The organism is Halalkalibacter wakoensis JCM 9140, assembly GCF_000513095.1.
GTDB classification, from domain to species: domain Bacteria; phylum Bacillota; class Bacilli; order Bacillales; family Bacillaceae_D; genus Halalkalibacter; species Halalkalibacter wakoensis.
Window position 1 is genome coordinate 1 of the sequence record NZ_BAUT01000011.1, and the last position, 19,222, is coordinate 19,222.

Sequence of the window (19,222 nt, forward strand, 5' to 3'; positions counted from 1 at the left end):
AGATAAAGCACAACCCAATGGGTTGTGCTTTTTTCACGTGCATAAACTTCTTCGAAAATTCATCAAGTCACTCTGTGAGACGAGCTTCTCGTATCGTAAGTTTCTTGAATTCTTCAATTAAGAGGTTACTGTCCTTTTCCTAGAAGAGAAAAGGGTATTTAGAATGTTCCGATTATGCCTAGTATTCGAATCCGAATGGAAAAAATGAACAAATAGTACAATAATAGTATTATAATGACGGTAAAGAAAGCTTATCTAGTATGAAGGAAATGCAAAAAGTCACCAGCTATCACTTGAGTATACTTAAGCGAGTAGGCATGGGAGTTGTAGAAATAAGTAAAGGCGGGAGTTCCTTGGAGGAAAAAGAAGTAAGACTATTTTCAGAACCACTTTATCCATCTATTAAACCTAATAGTTTGGAAGTACAATTAGTCCAAAGTAAACCACTTAGAAGGTTGAAACATTTAGCGCATTACGGTGCCGGTTCATTAGTTTCCCCTGTTGTACATAGTAGATTTGAACATACAGTGGGTGTATGGAAACTAGCTGCCTATTATTATCCAGAAGATATTGAATTACGGATAGCGGCATTGCTTCATGATATTGGTCACCTTCCATTCTCTCATGCGGTAGAAAACACCTTGAAATTTAACCATCACCAATTAACAGAACAATATATCTTAGAGAATGACGTATTTGCTATTTTGCATCAATTTAATATGGATCCGCATAAAATTATCGCGATCTTAAATAAACCGTCTGTTATCACGGGTAAAGACAATATTTTAGGTATTGACCATCTGGATAGTTTTTTTAGAGACACTTATATGGCGGGGACGTTAGAAATTCTTCCTAAACATATATTGCATAAAATTAGATGTACGTCAAAAGGAATAGATACCGATATTGAAACAGGACATTATCTACTACAACTGATATTGTCAGATCATAAACTGTTTTTATCGCCCGAAATGGTTGCCGTAGATCGATTATTAGCAGAGGCGATTAAACTTCATTTTAGTGTAGATACAATGACTAAACAAGAATTTGCCAGATTAACAGATTCAGATGTGCTAGCAATGTTAAAAGCTTCTCCTTCTCGTGAAGCTAAAGAGCTAATAAATACGTTACTGTTTAATCCACACAAGTTCAGAATTAATCAGCACCAAACAGGCAAGGGGTACCCAATTAATATAAGGAAGATATACAGTAAAGTACCTTTGAATGATGGGAAACCATTAACTGAACATAGTCAGAAAGCAAAGAATATTGTAGATGATTTACAAAATTTATCATTTGAATCAGAAGTTCTCATAACTTCTTGAATCAACAATGTAGAGAAACCATTTTAAAGAATTTTTACATAATCAACAATTAGGAAATAAGTATAATGATGAGGAATACAGTTATTGGCGGGCTATTACTGTTTTATTAATTTTATAATAGAAATAGCAATTCGTGTAAAATAGAAACATCAACTATAGATCGGAGAAAGTATGATGGAAATAAAAACTGCTACCGACTGGGATGATCATCTATGGCGAGTCGCGAGCCCGCTCTATATGGAGGCATTTGGAGATAAAGGAGCTAAACCAACAAAGATCATCCAAAATATGTTTGCTAAAGAAATGGCCGAGCTTCATGTAGGGTATAACAAATCGACTCCTGTTGTAATGGCTCTCACTGGAAAACTAGAAGCTGATGGTATGATGATCATTGATTATTTGACCGTATCTGAAAACGAGCGTGGCCATGGACTAGGCAAGCTGTTGATTGCTTACATAAGAAAACAAGCGATGACAAAAGGGTATAAGAATCTGATTGTTGAGGTCGAGTCGGAAGAAACATCAGATAACAAAAGGCGAATCGACTTTTGGCGTTCATGTGGTTTTTTCCTTACAGAGTATGTCCATCACTATATTTGGGTTCCGGAAACCTATCAGGCCATGTACCTTCCTCTTGTTGCCGGTTCGGGGAAGCTGAGTGGGGAAGACCTGTTTGTATCGATCAATACTTTTCACCGAAAATCGTTTCGTTTAGGCGGGTGAGGCTTCTTCTTATGTTTGTTATAGAGTTCGGGGATGTTCCATCAAATTTTAAAAAGTAGGAATTGATCAAATGAAAAAAGAGATGATGATTCAAGTAAGCGATTGTAAGCTTTATGCCCAATTACTCGGGGAAAACAAAGGAAAGCCAACAATTGTAATGGATGCTGGGTATGGCGATTTTTCAACAGTCTGGGATTCTGTCATAATCGAACTTTCTATGCTGTCAAATGTTTTCGTTTATGATAGAGCCGGACTTGGAAAGAGTGAATCCAGTTCTCGTTCAAGGACGAGTTATGAGATGGTAAATGAATTAAAAGAACTTCTTACTGAAGCAAAGATAGAAGCGCCATACATATTGGTTGGTCATTCCTTTGGAGGAGTTAATGTACGGTTGTTTGCAACTGAATATCCGAATGACGTTTGTGGAATTCTCCTAATTGATTCTACGCCTGAAGAGTATCGAGAAAAATTTCTTCCGACGATGCCAAAAGAATTTCAACTAGCGTACAACAAACAATTTGTAATTGAGGGAACTTATGATGAGTTTATGGAAAGTCTAAAACAACTTCAAGACTCAAAGAGGAAGTTACATGTACCATTAATTGTGCTGTCAGCTGGCAAAAAAGCTCATTACTCCAAAGAATCACAATTGTTATGGAATAAAATGCAGAAAGAAATTAGTGATCTATCAACAAATAGCCAATTCATTATTGCTAAAAAGAGTGCTCATTATATACAGGATGATGAGCCAGAAGTCGTGGTTAGTGCGGTCAAATCTTTGATTGATAGCGTAGTGTGAGGCTTGGATAAATGGACAAATAAGCCCTCTCAAAATAGGAGGGCGATAAACTAATTTGCCTTTTGTGCAGATGCTAGTAGGTGGACCCTACTGTTTATGTGTTATAACCGCTACTTTAAATCAAACCCTTGCTTTAAAATAAACTCTTTTAATTTTATATTGCGCCGATTCCCCATATAGGTAGATATTTGTTTAGTCCAGCCAGTTGTTTTTAGTCCGTTTGTACGTTTTGTGTAATAACTAGCTGAATCTATCTCGTACTTAGCCAATTCCTCGATCATATTTTCCGTTTTATAGGTTTCAGAATGGATGGCTGTCGGAGTAGGTAAACGAGGTTTTTGGCCTGGAATTTCCGTTGGTTCGGGATAGCCAAGGCACATACCAAATAAGGGGAAGGTGAAAGGTGGTAGTTGTAATAGGTCAGCTACCTCAGCAAGGTTATTTCTGATTTCTCCAATCATCACCCCTCCGATTCCATGTGAACGAGCAGCAATTAGAACATTTTCGCCGACAAGAGCCGCATCTACTGCCCCGGTCACTAAGTCGTTTGTTTCTTCGATATTCATAGACAAATCATTCATTTCAGCTGCTAGATGGACGCGGTAGTAATCCACGCAAAAGACTAAAAAGATAGCACAATTAGCAACGTATTTTTGGCCTCTACAAATCGTTGATAATTTCTGCTTCTTTTGTTGATCCTTAATGGTAATAATGCTGTATGCTTGTGTGTTATGACTAGACGGTGCCCATTGACTTGTACTTAAAATGTCCTCTAACACTTCCTCAGAAATTGGCTCTTCTGTATATTTTCTAATTGAACGATGACTTCTTAGTAAATCAGTTACGTTGTTCAAGGAAATCGCCTCCTATTTTTTCTATTTCATTATAGAGAGGCTAGGTGAATTTATGCCTTTTATTGGAAGAAGAACTGACAAAGTTTTACTATTTGTTCTGTATGGTTTGATAAGATAGTAGAAAAGAGTATGTGTGTGGAGGGGAAACGATGAATATCGAACAACTCATGTCCGAGCTGCCAATTGGAGTTATTGTTACTGCAGAAACGGGAATGATCCAATATCATAATAAAGTCGCTCTTAAAATGTTGAAACTACCAGAGTGTAAAGTAACGGATGAGTCGATCATGAAGGTTCTTCCAGAAAGCAATGCGATTAAATCGATAAAAACGAATCAACCATCAATCTCCATACTAAAGCGTAATAAAGTCAACCCACAAATTATCTATGAATACCCACAAACAATGGGAGGAAATCCTGTAGGAATTAGTCTTATGTTTCATAGTAGCTATATCGAGCAACTGGCTTATTTTGTTGATAAGATTCGTGATTTGCGACAAGAGTTAAACTTAATTATGAACTTAGTCGGTGAACTAGTCACGATTACAGACGCGGAAGGAAATATTTTAAAAGTAAATGAAAAATGTGAACGAATATTAGGTGTAACCCGAAAAGACTTTATTGGAAAACCATTAGAGTCGCTCGAAAAAGAAAAGATCGTCAGTACATCTTCAACAAAAAAGGTGATTGAAGAGGGGAGGAAGGTCACGATCACACAAACAACCAAATCAGGGAAAAGGTTGTTAGTATCTGGACATCCAATCTTCAATGAAGAGGGTACGTTAACAAAAGTGATCAATATTTCAAAAGACATCACCGAAAAAAGTCTGATCACAAAAGAATTAGTAGAATTGAAAAATATAATTCAGCAATATGAATCCGAATTGCATAGTAAAAAAAGAAAGAGTAAACCAATTATAAAGTCCCAGAGGATGAAAGAAATTTACGACTTAGTTGAGCGAATTTCCGATGTGGATTCTACTGTTCTTTTACTAGGGGAATCTGGAGTTGGAAAAGAGGTGTTAGCTAGATATCTGCACCACTCTTCTACTATCCGTGGTGATCAGCCTTTTGTAAAAATAAACTGTGGAGCCATTCCTGAAGCTTTAATTGAGGGGGAATTGTTTGGGTATGCCCAGGGCCAAATGATGTCGCCAAAACAAAAAGGTACAAAGATAGGGTTAATTGAAGAAGCGCATCAAGGTACGTTATTTTTGGATGGTATTGCAGAACTTCCACTACATTTACAAGCGAAATTGCTTCATGTTATTCAGGAGAAAAAGATTACCCCCTTAGGGCAAGCGGAACCAAAAGAGATTGATATTCGCATTATTGCGACAACCGATCGAAACTTAGAGGAAATGGTCTTGGAAAATGAGTTTCGTAGTGATTTGTATTATCATCTGAACATAGTGCCTATTCGTTTGCCTAGCTTAAATGAACGAAAAGAGGAAATTCCTTTTCTGATCAATCACTTTTTAGATCGATACAACAAGAAATATTCTCGTCATGTTACGATCACTGAGGAGGTAATCTCTGCATTTATTCATTATGATTGGAAAGGAAATGTGAGGGAGTTACAAAATACAATTGAGATGCTTGTTGTGACCGTGTCTACTAATGAAGTAACATTTGATCAACTGCCTGAGCATATCTCAAATAAAGCCCTTTTGGAAATAGATTTTACTGAGCATTCCTTAAAGGATGCCGTTGACCGTTACGAAAAACATTTGATAGAAAACACATTGAAAAACTGTCTCACCTTAAAAGAAGCTAGTATGAAGTTGGGGATAGATGCGTCAACGATTACAAGAAAAGCTAAAAAATATCAACTCAGTGTTGCAGGTGTGAAATAAAAATTGCAAAAATGCAATTATGTTTCAAATGCTTGTGTAAGAAGAAGAAATAAAATAATTTTCAGAATATTAAAAGAAAACCAATTGCATAAACGCAATTGGTTTTCTTTTGATTCCATTTTGATAGAGAGATTATCTTACCTTTTTTAGAAAAAGGCCAATTTATTTAGATAAGATAACAGCAAGTTAGCAAGAGAGTTGTCAAACTATTAATCATAAGTAGAGGTGTTGAAACAATGAAACTAATCGGTGTAGATGTAGGTGGAACGTTTACAGATATTATGTATACCGACACAGATGAAAATAAGACATGGATTAATAAGGTGCCAACAACACTAGAGGATCCTTCTATCGGAGTTGTTCAAGGCATTATTGACTTATGTGAAAAGGAAGGAATCAAAAAAGAAGAGATTGATCATGTGTTCCATGGTACAACCATTGCAACAAATGCAATCTTAGAAAATGATGGAGCCGTTACGGGAATGATTACAACAAAAGGGTTCCGAGATATTACCCATATTGGCAGACATCAGCGTCCCCAAAACTATTCAATCATGCAAGAAATTCCATGGCAAGATCGTCCACTTGTTGAACGAAGACATAGAAAGGTCGTAAGCGAAAGACTGACAGCGCCAAAAGGAGAGGTTTTAACACCGCTTGATGAGGAGGAAGTGCGAGCCGTTGTCCGTGAGTTAAAAGAAGGGGGAGTTCAATCCATTGTCGTTTCGTTTCTCTTTTCTTACATTAACCCAATACATGAGTTACGAGTGAAGGAGATTATTGAGGAGGAGTATCCAGAAGCGTTTATTACGAGTTCGGCTGATGTGTCTCCTCAATTTCGAGAGTTTGAGCGTTTTACTACAGCAGCCATTAATGGTTTTGTTGGACCGAAAGTAAAAAACTACATTGAAAACTTAAAAGTAGGTTTAACAAATGCTAGCCTTTCAGCTGATTTACATATTATGTGTTCAAATGGTGGGGTTGGAACCGCGGAAACGGTATCAGCTAAGCCGGTGAATACGTTGTTATCGGGACCTGCAGCTGGGGTGCTTGGTGGAAGTTGGGCAGGGAAGCTATCTGGAAAAGAACGGTTGATTACCTTTGATGTAGGTGGAACAAGTGCAGACATTGGTATTATTACTGAGCAAGGAATTGATGAATCTTCCGCTCGAGATACATGGATTGCAGGATACCCCGTCATGGTACCGATGATTGATATTCATACGATAGGAGCAGGGGGCGGTAGCATTGCTTATGTCGATGAAGGCGGGGCATTTAAAGTAGGTCCGAGAAGTGCTGGCTCAAGACCAGGTCCTGCAAGCTACGGGCATGGAGGAACGAAGCCTACAGTAACAGATGCCAATGTTGTGTTAGGCCGCTTGGATGAAGATAATTTCTTAGGTGGGTCTATGTCGATTTATACGCAAGAGGCGTTGAATGTTGTAGAAGAGTTGGCAGATAAAATAGAGTTATCAACTAACGAAACGGCTGAAGGCATATTAACCATCGTAAATAACAATATGGCAAATGCCATTCGTGAAAAAACCATTCAAAAAGGTCACGATCCTCGGGAGTTCTCACTCGTTGCATTTGGAGGAGCCGGTCCACTGCATGCGGTAGAAGTTGCAAATATATTAAATATTCCAGAAGTCATTATCCCTCCACATCCAGGAATCACATCTGCGACAGGGTTGCTCACTACTGATTTAAAATATGACCTTATTAAAACGGAATTCATGCTTAGTAATTTACTTGATTTAGACAAATTAAATGATGATGCAACGATTCTTTCAACACAAATTATTGAGCAATTAGTAGAAGATGGGGTGGATCGATCTAGTATCCATATAAAATGTACGGCTGATTGCCGCTATGTTGGTCAAGGTTATGAGTTACGAGTTAATTTGCCGGCAGAGGAGATAACTGAAGAAAACATTCAAAGCTCGTGGGCAGAATTTCATGCTCTGCATGAAGCGGAGTATGGTCACTTTTTTCAAGAAAGTCCGATTGAAATTGTAAACATTCGGATTACAGGAAAAGGATTAATGCCTAAAATTCAAAACCCTGTCGTTGATAATGAGTCTACTCTTGATGAAGCGCTTATTAAAAAGGGAAAAACAGTCTTTCGTGTCGATGGGGAGTTGAAAGAATTTGAAACGAGTTTTTATCAAAGAGAAAGACTTCCAGCTCAAGCGACTTTCCATGGACCAGCCATTGTTTTCCAAAAAGATACGACAACCGTCATGCCGCCAAACTGTCGGGCGTTCGTAGAGGAGAATGGAAATATAACGATTTCGTTAGGAGGAGAATAACATGAGTGTCATAAAAAACAAGACAGCCATTGATCCAATAACCTCACAAGTCATTCAAGGTGCACTCGAAAACATTGCGGTTGAAATGGGGCACAAGCTTGCTCGAATGTCCTATTCTAGTATTATTCGGGAATCAGAAGACTTTGGGTGTGCCATTGTAGATGTGAATATGCAGCAACTATGTGAATCAACACAAAGTACACCACTGCAATCAGGGCCTATTCCTGGTTACGTTCGCGGAATCCAGAAAATTTTTAATGAGAGAGGAGATGACTTCTCACCTGGAGATGTGATCATGCATAACTCTACGTACCACGGAGCCTCTCATGGACCAGATATTGGAATCTGTATTCCCGTTTTCTACTCAGGTGAATTAATTGGGTTTTCTGTAACGACGGCGCATCACCTTGATATAGGGGCATTAACACCAGGGAGTTGTGGGATTGTTGATGCTGTGGATGCGTACGCAGAAGGCTTACAATTTAAAGCGATAAAAGTATATGAACAAGGGAAAAAGAATCAGCAAATATGGAGCATTTTAAAAGATAACATTCGAGCTTCTGATATGGTCGTTGGAGACATTGAAGCGCAAATTGCGGCAGCAAGAATTGGGGCGGACCGTTATATTGAACTGATTAAAAAGTACGGGTTGGAAACCGTGCTTGCTGCTAGTGAAGACTTAATGACTTATTCAGAAACCATGTTGAGGAAAGCGATTGAAAATCTGCCGAATGGTACGTACTCAGCAGAAGGTTTTCTAGATGGATATTTAGATAGTGATGACCCATCTAGGAAGGATTTGAAAATTGCCGTCACCCTTACGATTGATGGAAGTGATATCAAAATTGATTTGACGGGAACTTCCCCACAAGTCGATCGCCCTATTAATATGCCGTTTGAAGGAACCGTTGATTGTGCGATTTATTTAACACTACGTTCAATCTTACTAGATTCACAAACATATGGTCACATACCGCAAAATTCAGGATTGATTCGTCCGGTTGAAATTTATGCACCAAAAGGTACGCTATGTAACCCGATATTCCCTGCACCAACGATTGCTAGATTTTGCCCTGGGAATATCGTAGCAGACACGTTAATGAAGGCACTTGGTGAGGTTGTTCCTAATCAAATTAGTGCTGGAGTTGGGAACTTACAGGTTGCTGCCTATAGCGGATTAAATGGGGAAGATTATTGGGTATTCATGGACATTATGGAAGGAAGCTATGGAGGTAGAAATGGCATGAAAGGGATGGATGCTGTTGATACACTGTACGCAAATACGAGAAACAACCCTATTGAGGATATTGAATCTCATTATCCGTTACAAGTAAGTAGGTATGAGCTTAGAAATGAAGCTTGTGCTCCAGGTAAGTATCGCGGGGGGATTGGCTCCGTGAAAGAAGTAACTTTTTTATCAGATGGAAGCTTATCACTAGAAGCAGATGGCCACAAATATGCTCCTTGGGGATTTTTAGGAGGGGCAGATGGATATGTTGGAGGTGTCGTTCTCAATCCAAACACAGATAGAGAGCAGCATTTACCGTCAAAGATTCCGAATACTACGATGAAAAAAGGAGATAAGATCTTGTTAACTGGACCATCTGGAGGTGGGTACGGAAATCCTTTTGAGCGAAATCCTGAGGAGGTATTGGCTGATGTACTTGATGACTTTATCACCCTTGATATGGCGAAAGAAGAATATGGTGTAGTGATTGAAAAGAATCAAGTAGATCTAAAACGGACACTCGCTCTAAGAGGTCAATGATGAGTGCACGGATAAAGGGCGGTCACTACCTTATTTAATGCCCTCCAAATACCATTGACGGAGACTAGAACTAGAAATGAGGAGAGATATGAAGCAATTATATAGAGTCAACAGTCAAAGAATGCAAAATCGAATTTCTGAACTAGCGGAAATCGGGAAACAAACGAGAGGAGGCGTGACAAGAAAAGCATTAACGGAAGAAGACCGCAAAGCTCAATTGCTCGTAACAAAGTGGATGGAAGAAGCAGGAATGACGGTTAAACAAGATCACTTCGGTAACATCATTGGTAGGATCGCAGGTACGAACCCTGCGACTCCTGCAGTGGTGATCGGGTCTCACATTGATACAGTTCCAAACGGGGGTAATTTTGACGGGACCATTGGAGTAATCGGAGGCATTGAGGTTGCTCAAATCATCTCAGAGGAAAGCATCACCATCAACCACCCATTAGAGGTGATTGCCTTTTTAGACGAGGAAGGAACGCGCTTTGACGGTGGGCTATTCGGAAGTAGGGGAATGGTAGGAAAGCTTACTGAAGCGGACTTATTGAAAAAAGATGGTCAGGGAATAAGTCGTCTAGAAGCCATGCAAGAGTTTGGTCTCGACCCTTCACTGATGATGGAAAGTGTAAGAAAGAGAGAAGACATGAAAGTTTTTTTAGAACTGCATATTGAACAAGGCCCGTATTTACAAGCAATAAATCAACCTGTAGGAATTGTGAAGGGTATTGCAGGACCGGCTTGGTTAAGCGTTACCGTTAAAGGAGAATCAGGTCATGCCGGAACAGTCCCTATGAAACTACGAAAAGACCCCATGGCAGGGGCAGCCGAAATGATCTCGGAGATAGAAAGGATCTGTTCGCGGCAAGATGATGCACCTACTGTTGGAACCATTGGGAAAATAAATGCTCTACCTGGTGGGACCAATGTTATACCAGAGCAAGTGGAGTTTAGCTTAGACATCCGTGATATAGACCTTACAAGAAGAGATGCTTGCATGAAAGAAATAAAAGAAAAAATAGAGCTGATTTGTCACAAAAGAGGTTTAACCTTTCATATATGTGAACATTTGGTTCAAGAGCCGATTGCTTGTGCCGGACATGTAATAGATACAATGAAGCATGCAAGCAAGTTATTAAGTGTTGAGGCACCAATTATGATTAGTGGTGCTGGACACGATGCCATGATGGTAGCCGACCTAACGGACATTGGCTTAATTTTTGTGAGATGCAAGGATGGAATAAGTCATAACCCAAATGAATGGGCTGACATAGATGACATTTCTATTGGCGTTTCTCTTTTGTTTGAAACAACTCTAGCATATTGTTAAGGAAAAAAATTGAGGGGGTTTTCAGAAATGAGCGAAAAAGGTGGATTAAGTTTAAGAGGTAAGGATATTGAACCAACTCCAGATAAGAAGCGTAACATCTCAACTGTCGGATTTTTCTTTTTATGGGTAGGAATTGCTGTACAACTTGCTACATTTTCTGCTGCTGCTCAATTATACCCCTCCCTTTCACCGATGCAAATTATCCTTGCCGCCTTATTAGGAAATTTCATTGTTGCTGCTCTACTTGTGTTACTTGGTGATTTTGGTATTAAATATGGAATTCCGTATGCTGTGTACATTAGGGCGTGTTTTGGGTATTTAGGAACACATATTCCATCAACAATTCGTGCAATTCCAGCTATCTTCTGGTTTGGTTTTCAAACATGGATGGGGGCTTTCGCACTTGATCAAATCATGATCATACTGTTTGGGTACTCCAACTTAACCTTATTAATCATTTTATTTGGGGCTATACAAATTATTAATACAGCAATGGGAATCGATGCGATCAAAAAGTTTGAAATTTTAGCTGCTCCAAGTATTTTAGTTATTGGGATTTACTTACAATACTTAGTGATGGATCGTTTTGATATTACATTTAGCTCCTTATTTTCTCTAGAAGGAAATGGTGGTCTTTCATTAGGCTATGGAGTTGTTGTTTTCATGGGGATGTACATTACGATGGCATTAAATGCGGCTGATTTCACTAGATTTTTAAAAGTGAAAAGCGCAGATAAAAAGGGGACTTGGTTCCAAGCGAATAAAGGTAGCGCCATTGCTCAAGTTTTTGGTCTACTTAGCTCAATGATTTTATTTACGATTATTGGGATGACAAGTGGTGTGGCAACCGGTAATTGGAATCCAATTGAGACGATGACCGTTGTATTAGGTGAAGGAAACCCTCTCGTTCTCGTTATTTGTTTAGCATTTGTAATCTTAGCTCAATGGTCAACAAACATTAGTGCAAACCTTTTGCCACCTGGGTACATTATTGTTAACTATTTCCCTAAAAAGATTACATTTGCGCATGGAGCAATTATCGCTGGTGTTATTGGGCTTGTAGCTCAGCCGTGGGCAGTCGCAGATTTCCTACCACAAATCTTAATCATCATTTCGGCATTATTATCGCCTATCGCTGGAATTATGTTCTGTGATTACTACTTATTACGTAAACGTCAGCTTAATATCGAGGAGCTATATACATCTGGCGGACAGTATAGGTATTGGAACAATATTAATCCAGCTGCATTATTGGCCTATATTCCTGCTGGGTTGTCTGTTTTCTTTTTCCCAGACTATGGATTCTTTACTGCGTTCTTAATTTCTAATATTCTGTATTATCCATTAATGAAGTATTGGATTGCGAAGAAATATTATCAGCCTGAAATTTTCGGGAAAATTGAAATTCATCATCAGTTGGATACACAAGAATCAGAAAGCAAGGAGGCAATCTAAGTGAAAATTAAAGTAATTAATCCTAATACGACGTGGGAAATGACAAGAACCATTGAACAGGCAGCGATTAGTGTAAAAAGAGAAGATACAGAAATTGTTGCTGTTAGCCCGGAATTAGGGCCAGCATCGATTGAGTCTTTTTATGATGAGTATTTAGCCATTCCTGGGGTGTTAGAAGAAATAAAAAAAGGAGAAACCGAGGGAGTGGATGCCTATATCATTGCATGCTATGGAGATCCTGGCTTGCAAGCGGCGAGGGAAGTAACATCGGCTCCTGTTATTGGCATTGCTGAAGCGTCTATGTACATGGCCTCTATGTTAGCTGCTCGGTTTTCAGTTGTAACGGTGTTGCCGAGAATTAAGACCATGTTAGAAGAGGTTGTTGCAAACTATGGAATGGGGCATCGAGTCTTAAATATCCGAACAACTCCGATGTGTGTTCTTGATTTTGAACGTGATCCGATTGCAGGAATGGAAATGTTACGGCAAGAAGGGCGGAGAGCGGTAGAAGAAGATGATGCGGAAGCGATTCTTTTAGGATGTGCTGGGATGGCCGATTTTGCTAATGATTTAGAAGAAGAATTAGGTGTTCCTGTAATTGATGGAGTAGTCGCAGCGGTTAAAATGGCAGAGGCCATCGTTGACCTTGGGAAAAAGACAAGTAAACATAAAACGTATAAATTCCCGGAGAAAAAAGAATATATCGGAATGCTTACTTCATTCGGTAGTCAATAAAACGGGCAAGGACAAAAGAGGAGAGAACAAACGGTTTTCTTCTCTTTTGTTTCACAAAAGAGTAATAGCTTCATCGAAAAAATAGCAAAGTGAGGAGAAGAAAATGAAAAAGCTGATTAAAGGTGGAACAATCGTTACTAGTGCAGATACTTATAAAGCGGATATTCTTGTGGAGTCAGGAAAGATCGTAGCAATCGCGAACAATTTAAGTGATGCTGACGCTGAAGTGATTTATGCTACTGGTCAATACGTATTACCTGGCATGATTGATGAACATACACATGTAGAAAGTCCTTTTGGAGGAACCATCACAGCCCCCTGGAAAACCGAAAGTGTCGCAGCAGCTGTAGGTGGAACGACAACAATTGTTGATTTTGCTTTGCAAACCCCTGGTGAGTCATTACAGGCAGGTGTAAATACGTGGAAAGAACGAGCTCATGGTCAATCAGCTATTGATTATGGTTTTCATATTGGTGTGACCGATCTACATTCAGAGACGATTCGTGAAATCCCTACATTAGTAGAAAAGGGCATACCAACATTAAAGTTATTCATGGCTTATAAGGGAGATTTGATGATAGAGGATTCAACATTATATGAAACATTAGAGGCTGCAAAGGAAGTAGGAGCTCTTGTTATGGTTCATGCTGAAAATGGTTCGGTTATTGATCTCTTACAAAAAAAATGCTTGGAGAATGGACAAACAGAACCATATTACCATGCCGTCAGCCGGCCAATTGAAGTGGAAACAGAAGCGACAAGTCGAGCGATTGCCATTGCCGAAATTGTTGGTGCGCCTTTATTCATTGTTCATGTTAGTGGAGAAGAGCCAGCCGAAAGAATTAGGGAAGCGAAAGCAAAAGGTCTGCCAATCTATGCGGAAACATGTCCTCATTATCTGTTTTTAACAACGGAGGAATTAAAGAAACCTAACTTTGAAGGAGCCAAGTATGTTTGTTCGCCACCACTCCGTGATAGCAAGCATCATGAGGCATTATGGAATGCACTTCAAGATGGTACGTTGCAAGCGATTGGATCGGATCATTGTGCATTTAATTTTAAAGGACAGAAGGAACTAGGAATGGGGGATTTCACGAAAATACCGAATGGAGGAAATGGCATTGAACATCGTTTAACTTTGCTTTATACGTATGGGGTGACGAAAGGCAGAATGACCATTAATCAAATGGTTGATCTGCTTGCAACGACTCCGGCAAAAGTAATGGGGTTGTATCCTGAAAAAGGAACGATCGCAGTTGGAGCTGATGCCGACCTTGTGATTTTTAATCCAAACGAACGCAAAACCATCTCTCACGTCACATCTTATCAGGGATTAGATTATGATATGTTTGAAGGATTTGACATTACTGGCGTCGTGAAAGATGTCTTTTTAAGAGGCAAGCAAATCGTCAAAGACTCTAAATATGTTGGAACACTGGGAGATGGCAATTTCCAAATGAGAAAGCCATTTGGTCTTTGTTATAAAGGGGTGGCTACTGTAGAAAAAGCAAAGGCTGAGGTGTAACTATAAATTAAGGTTTTTGGGAAAATAAAAAAAGTGGAGAAATGGTATCTCCACTTTTTTTGCCATTCTTTCTTAAGCCGAAACTTGATTAAACATTTTTTCACTAGATGTAAATCAACTTACATAAAAGAAAAAAGGATGATTTATTGGAATTAATAGATGTGCACAGATCGATACGAATAGAATTAATGAAATTTCACGTACCGTATTAAATATTCATTTTTAATTAATTTGTTAGCTGGTAGTTGAAGAATCTAGTAAACGCATGCATAATAAAGGATGAAAAACATTAGGAGCTCGAAATTTTATTGGTTTGGGATTTTTCGTCTGATTGTAATTGTATCTATCAGAAATTTACGTCATGAGTAAGGTGGGGAATCATGAAAATCAATGCCAAATACAAAAGCCTATTATTTGCCTTTTTGATGGCTTTTACTATGTCTTTTTTTATCTCTTTTATCTTAGTTTCTATTAACTTTGGCTTTAGTCAGACGTTCTTGCATACTTGGTTGAAAATGTGGTCGCAGGCTTTTATTTGTGCTTTCTTTGGAGCTTATTTCTTTCCAAAAGGAATTCAAAAGTTAATGGGACACATTACCTTTGTCGATGAACCTGTCCAAAGAGAGAATGACGTAATATTGAAAGAAAAGTCGATTGATAAATAGGATGTAACTCCGCAGAAACCAAAAGATCTGCGGTTTTTTTGTGGACTGTAAAATCTAGGGTTCTATGTAATTTTCTAGTGACCTAAAGAACGATCGGACAATAAAAGGCAGAGAGTGGACAATAAATTGCCTACTCTCGACAATAAACTTCGCATACTCGACAATAAATCAACGTAGCCGGACAATAACGGCTAGAAATGGCGATGATTGAAGGGTGAAATCAATAAAAAAAGACCTCCAATGGGGAAACGTACCCATTGGAGGTCTTTTTTACTTAACGAAATGATTAAAATGACCGGACGCTACTTCGTTTTTGTTTCTTTTTGTTCGCTCGGGCAGGCGTGTAGCCGTTGGGGTAGATCGTACCTTGCCCAATTTCAAGTTTTTCAATCAGTTCTTCGTGACTTGAAACTTGGTTGTATTGGCAGGCTTCTAGATACACTTGCGCAGCAACTTGAGCGTCTTCAAGGGCATGGTGGTGTTTGAATTCAAGCTGTAAATGTTCTGCGACGACATTTAGCGAATAGCTATGTAGTCCAAGCCACGTTTTTTTCGAAACGTTAACGGTGCAGTTATATGAAAAGGTTGGATAGTCAAGATCACATGCATCGAGTGAGTACCTTAATACGGACATATCAAAGCTTGCATTATGAGCAATGACGAGAGTTCCTTCTAATAAATGGGAAACGTCCTGCCACACTTCTTGAAAAGACGGGGCATCCTTAACATCTTCAGGGGTAATGCCATGAATTCGTACACAGATCGGGTCAAAATACATATCGTCTGGTTTAACCAACTGGTAGTATTCTTGTACTACCTGGCCATTTTTTACGACAACAAGTCCGATTGAGCATACACTTGAGCGGGTTGTATTCGCTGTTTCAAAATCTATTGCAACAAAATCCAATGAAAATCCTCCTAACAATCTATCATTAGTATAGTTAAGTATAACGAAAAATAAGAGAAATGACATAGAGTTTCGGATTGGTATTTTTTTGAATAGGAACAGTCGAAGCAAACCAACGAGTCTTCTAGGCAGGAGCTAGCTGGGGAAACTTCGGTTATATATGAGATAGTGTCTAAATTATTTAAAAAAGGAAACTCTAGGAAAAGAACAGGTTAAAGGAGATCGGTACATGAAAGTCTTATCAATGATTCAGCCGTGGGCAAGCTTATTTGTCCATCGTGAGGCCACGTATGAAACACGATCTTGGAAAACGAATTACCGAGGTCCACTTGCTATACATACAAGTAAAAAAATCGATAAAGCTGTCTTGAACCATAAGGCAGTCGAAGCGTTATTGCGTAAGCATGGCATAACGAAAGAAAACATCCCAACTGGAACGATCATAGCTGAATGTCTGTTGATCAATTGTTTGAAGGTAACAGAAAATCATGGAACATCAGCGGTTTTAGAAGATGGGAGATTGGTTATGGGCAATGATTATTTTTTGGGGGATTTTAAAGTTGGAGGGTATGTGTGGGAAGTGGAGGGAATGAGACTGTTGGATGATCCTATTCCCGCAAAAGGACAACTTGGATTATGGGAGTATGATTGATAAGTGGGAATCATACTCCAAATTTGATTTTTAAAAAGGGAAAAACAATGGAAGCAAAAAGATGGCAACTAATGCGATCAGCAGCTGTAAAGGGACACCAACACGAACAAAGTCGAGGAAGGTGTACTTGCCTGCTGCCATCACCATTGCATTAGGAGGAGTTGCAACAGGTGTAGCAAACGCCATGCTTGATGAAAAGGCGACAGCCATGACTAGTGGGAGGGGGCTCACACCCATTTGTTCAGCTGTTAAGATCGCAACTGGAAACAACAAAACAGCTGTTGCTGTATTGCTGATGAACTGGCTGAATAAGGATGTTAAACCATATAATCCTGCCAGAACAGCTAGTGGGCCGATTGCTCCTAAGCTTTGGATGAGTCCTTCAGACATAAAGGTAACACCGCCTGTGTTCTCTAATGCAGTAGCCATGGGTAGCATGCAGGCAATAAGAATGACCGTTTGCCAATTAATCGATTGATACGCTTGATCTGTTTGTCTGATGCAACCTGTCAAAACCATGAGTAATGCGGCGATGACGATGGAAACGACTGCAGGAATCCATTCGAATATCATGGCTAAAAGCATTCCAAGGAGGATGATTCCGGCTATCATGGTGTGGTGAGTTTGGTTGGCTAAATCCGTCTCTTCGGCAGCTGATTTTAAAACGACGGTATCATTTTTTTCAGCGGAGAGAAGGGCAATATCCTTCCACTTTCCGTGGACAAGAACCGAGTCACCATAAAGTAATGTTTCATCAGCCGTAGCTTTTTTAGGTTGTTTAAATTGATGTTTCATTGCCAGAACGGTTAGCCCATATTTGGCTCTAAATTGGACTTCTTTGATCGTTTGGTTTAGCAATCTAGATTGTGGTGTTAAGATGACTTCAGCTAAATGACCTTCCTCAAGCTGATAGGTTCTTTCTTTTTGCCAAATCAAATTCGTATCGGCAATAAACGCGCTCATGGATTCTTCTTCTCCGTAAATGAGAAACGTGTCTTCAGCTTCTATTACGTAATTTGGTTCAACTGTAACTCGTTGCGATTTTCCGCGTCCGGTAAGACGCGTTAGTTTGGTTGCTTCTTCTTTAATTACTTCTAATGCCGTAAGTTTATAGGTGCTTGGCATATGAAGATCTTTAATTCTTAGACCGATGACTTTGCTCTCAGTCGGTACGGTTACGGCAAAAATAGCATCTGAGATTCCGTATTGATCCACAAGTTCTGCTGCATCAAATTTGACTGCTGTACCTGTCTTTTGATCAGCGGGTTTATCAAGCATTTTTCGGCCAACAAACCATAAGAAGAGGATGCCGACAGCAAGCATTGTCAGGCCAACTGGTGTGAATGAAAAAAAGGATAATTCGCCATATCCAGCTTCTTGTAAACTTTGGCTTGCGATTAAGTTTGGCGCCGTCCCAATTAATGTTAATGCTCCTCCCATACTACTGGCAAAAGCTAGCGGAATTAAAAGCTTTCCGGGATGAATGTTCATTTGTCTACATAAGCTGACAACGATGGGAAGAAGAATGGCAACCGTTCCAGTGTTACTAATAAATCCACTTAGTCCCGCGACTAGAATAAGCATAAAAATCGTTAATTTCCATTCGCTGTTTTTCGTCTGCTTGATTAAGACATCGCCTGCTTTTTGAGCTAATCCGCTTTGAAAAACGCCTGCTCCAACAATAAACAAAGCTGCGACCATGATGACGACGCTGTTTGAAAAACCAGCAAACGCTTCAGGGACCGTTATCAACCCTGTTACTAACAAAGCTAGCAAAGAACTTATTGCAACAAGGTCAGCTCTAAAACGTGGGACCAGAAAGCATATAGTTGTAATAATTAAAATGAGAAAAACTAATTGCATATCTGTTATCATTGTAGAAGTATCCTTTCATTTATAACCCATTTGAAAAAGCTTCTAATTAGTTTGCACGTACGAATTAATTTTTATCAAGGTTGCTATTTTGAAAACGACGTGCTATGATTAAGAAGTTATTTTTGTTCGGTCTGTTGAGGAAGATAAGTATTTAAACTTTTCGCCTTTGATATCTAACTTGAGCATCTATAGTAATAAACAGTGGACTAGGTTCCACATAAGGAGATTAATCATATGCAACAAGGTACAGTAAAATGGTTCAATGCAGAAAAAGGATTTGGATTTATTGAAATCGAAGGTGGAGATGATGTATTCGTACATTTCTCAGCTATCCAAGGCGAAGGATTTAAATCATTAGACGAAGGCCAAGCAGTAACATTTGATACTGAACAAGGTCAACGTGGACTTCAAGCAGTTAACGTTAACAAAGCATAATGATTG

16 protein-coding genes are annotated in these 19,222 nt (G+C 39.2%); 13 read left to right on the forward strand and 3 right to left on the reverse strand.

The window, feature by feature from the left end:
• Positions 1-260 precede the first annotated feature (260 nt).
• The 3 genes from JCM9140_RS06630 (at position 261) to JCM9140_RS06640 (ending at position 2,847) form a co-directional block, all read left to right on the forward strand.
• Positions 261-1,325, forward strand: a complete 1,065-nt coding sequence (locus JCM9140_RS06630; protein WP_235715298.1) for an HD domain-containing protein — start codon at positions 261-263, stop codon at positions 1,323-1,325.
• Between the two features lie 174 nt (positions 1,326-1,499).
• The gene (locus tag JCM9140_RS06635; RefSeq protein WP_034744055.1) at positions 1,500-2,048 is read left to right on the forward strand and encodes a GNAT family N-acetyltransferase; all 549 of its coding nucleotides are present in this window, start codon (positions 1,500-1,502) and stop codon (positions 2,046-2,048) included.
• Positions 2,049-2,118: 70 nt separating this feature from the next.
• A complete protein-coding gene (locus JCM9140_RS06640) occupies positions 2,119-2,847 on the forward strand; it encodes an alpha/beta fold hydrolase (protein WP_034744057.1) in 729 nt (242 codons plus the stop codon).
• 110 nt (positions 2,848-2,957) lie between these two features.
• Here the strand turns inward: JCM9140_RS06640 and nfsA are convergent, their stop codons facing one another.
• Positions 2,958-3,701, reverse strand: a complete 744-nt coding sequence (nfsA, locus tag JCM9140_RS06645) for an oxygen-insensitive NADPH nitroreductase (protein ID WP_034744061.1) — start codon at positions 3,699-3,701, stop codon at positions 2,958-2,960.
• A gap of 149 nt (positions 3,702-3,850) precedes the next feature.
• Here nfsA and JCM9140_RS06650 point away from each other — a divergent pair, with 149 nt between their 5' ends.
• From JCM9140_RS06650 to JCM9140_RS06685, 8 genes are all read left to right on the forward strand, one after another.
• Positions 3,851-5,557: a sigma-54 interaction domain-containing protein gene (locus tag JCM9140_RS06650; RefSeq protein WP_052002112.1), complete on the forward strand. Its 1,707-nt coding sequence runs from the start codon at positions 3,851-3,853 to the stop codon at positions 5,555-5,557.
• Between the two features lie 236 nt (positions 5,558-5,793).
• The gene (locus JCM9140_RS06655; protein WP_034744063.1) at positions 5,794-7,869 is read left to right on the forward strand and encodes a hydantoinase/oxoprolinase family protein; all 2,076 of its coding nucleotides are present in this window, start codon (positions 5,794-5,796) and stop codon (positions 7,867-7,869) included.
• 1 nt (position 7,870) lies between these two features.
• Positions 7,871-9,637 (forward strand): hydantoinase B/oxoprolinase family protein, encoded by a 1,767-nt coding sequence (locus tag JCM9140_RS06660; protein WP_034744066.1) that lies wholly within the window; start codon positions 7,871-7,873, stop codon positions 9,635-9,637.
• Between the two features lie 88 nt (positions 9,638-9,725).
• Positions 9,726-10,967 carry a Zn-dependent hydrolase gene (locus JCM9140_RS06665; RefSeq protein ID WP_052002113.1) on the forward strand — a complete coding sequence of 414 codons (1,242 nt, stop codon included), beginning with the start codon at positions 9,726-9,728 and terminating at the stop codon, positions 10,965-10,967.
• Positions 10,968-10,994: 27 nt separating this feature from the next.
• The gene (locus JCM9140_RS06670) at positions 10,995-12,422 is read left to right on the forward strand and encodes a cytosine permease (RefSeq protein ID WP_034744070.1); all 1,428 of its coding nucleotides are present in this window, start codon (positions 10,995-10,997) and stop codon (positions 12,420-12,422) included.
• On the forward strand, positions 12,423-13,157 hold the full coding sequence (locus JCM9140_RS06675) for an aspartate/glutamate racemase family protein (RefSeq protein WP_034744073.1): 735 nt from the start codon (positions 12,423-12,425) through the stop codon (positions 13,155-13,157).
• 103 nt (positions 13,158-13,260) lie between these two features.
• On the forward strand, positions 13,261-14,682 hold the full coding sequence (hydA, locus tag JCM9140_RS06680) for a dihydropyrimidinase (protein WP_034744077.1): 1,422 nt from the start codon (positions 13,261-13,263) through the stop codon (positions 14,680-14,682).
• Between the two features lie 380 nt (positions 14,683-15,062).
• Complete coding sequence (locus tag JCM9140_RS06685; protein ID WP_034744079.1) at positions 15,063-15,347, forward strand: DUF2798 domain-containing protein; 285 nt, start codon at positions 15,063-15,065, stop codon at positions 15,345-15,347.
• Positions 15,348-15,633: 286 nt separating this feature from the next.
• Here JCM9140_RS06685 and JCM9140_RS06690 read toward each other — a convergent pair whose 3' ends face one another.
• Positions 15,634-16,254, reverse strand: coding sequence for a 3'-5' exonuclease (locus JCM9140_RS06690; protein WP_034744082.1), 621 nt, complete (start codon positions 16,252-16,254; stop codon positions 15,634-15,636).
• Positions 16,255-16,483: 229 nt separating this feature from the next.
• Between JCM9140_RS06690 and JCM9140_RS06695 the strand changes: the two genes are divergently transcribed.
• The gene (locus tag JCM9140_RS06695; protein ID WP_034744085.1) at positions 16,484-16,906 is read left to right on the forward strand and encodes an ASCH domain-containing protein; all 423 of its coding nucleotides are present in this window, start codon (positions 16,484-16,486) and stop codon (positions 16,904-16,906) included.
• Between the two features lie 30 nt (positions 16,907-16,936).
• On the opposite strand, the gene JCM9140_RS06700 is transcribed toward JCM9140_RS06695, so the two are convergent.
• Positions 16,937-18,781: an SLC13 family permease gene (locus tag JCM9140_RS06700; RefSeq protein WP_034744088.1), complete on the reverse strand. Its 1,845-nt coding sequence runs from the start codon at positions 18,779-18,781 to the stop codon at positions 16,937-16,939.
• Positions 18,782-19,015: 234 nt separating this feature from the next.
• Between JCM9140_RS06700 and JCM9140_RS06705 the strand changes: the two genes are divergently transcribed.
• Positions 19,016-19,216 carry a cold-shock protein gene (locus JCM9140_RS06705; RefSeq protein WP_034744092.1) on the forward strand — a complete coding sequence of 67 codons (201 nt, stop codon included), beginning with the start codon at positions 19,016-19,018 and terminating at the stop codon, positions 19,214-19,216.
• Positions 19,217-19,222: the final 6 nt, after the last annotated feature.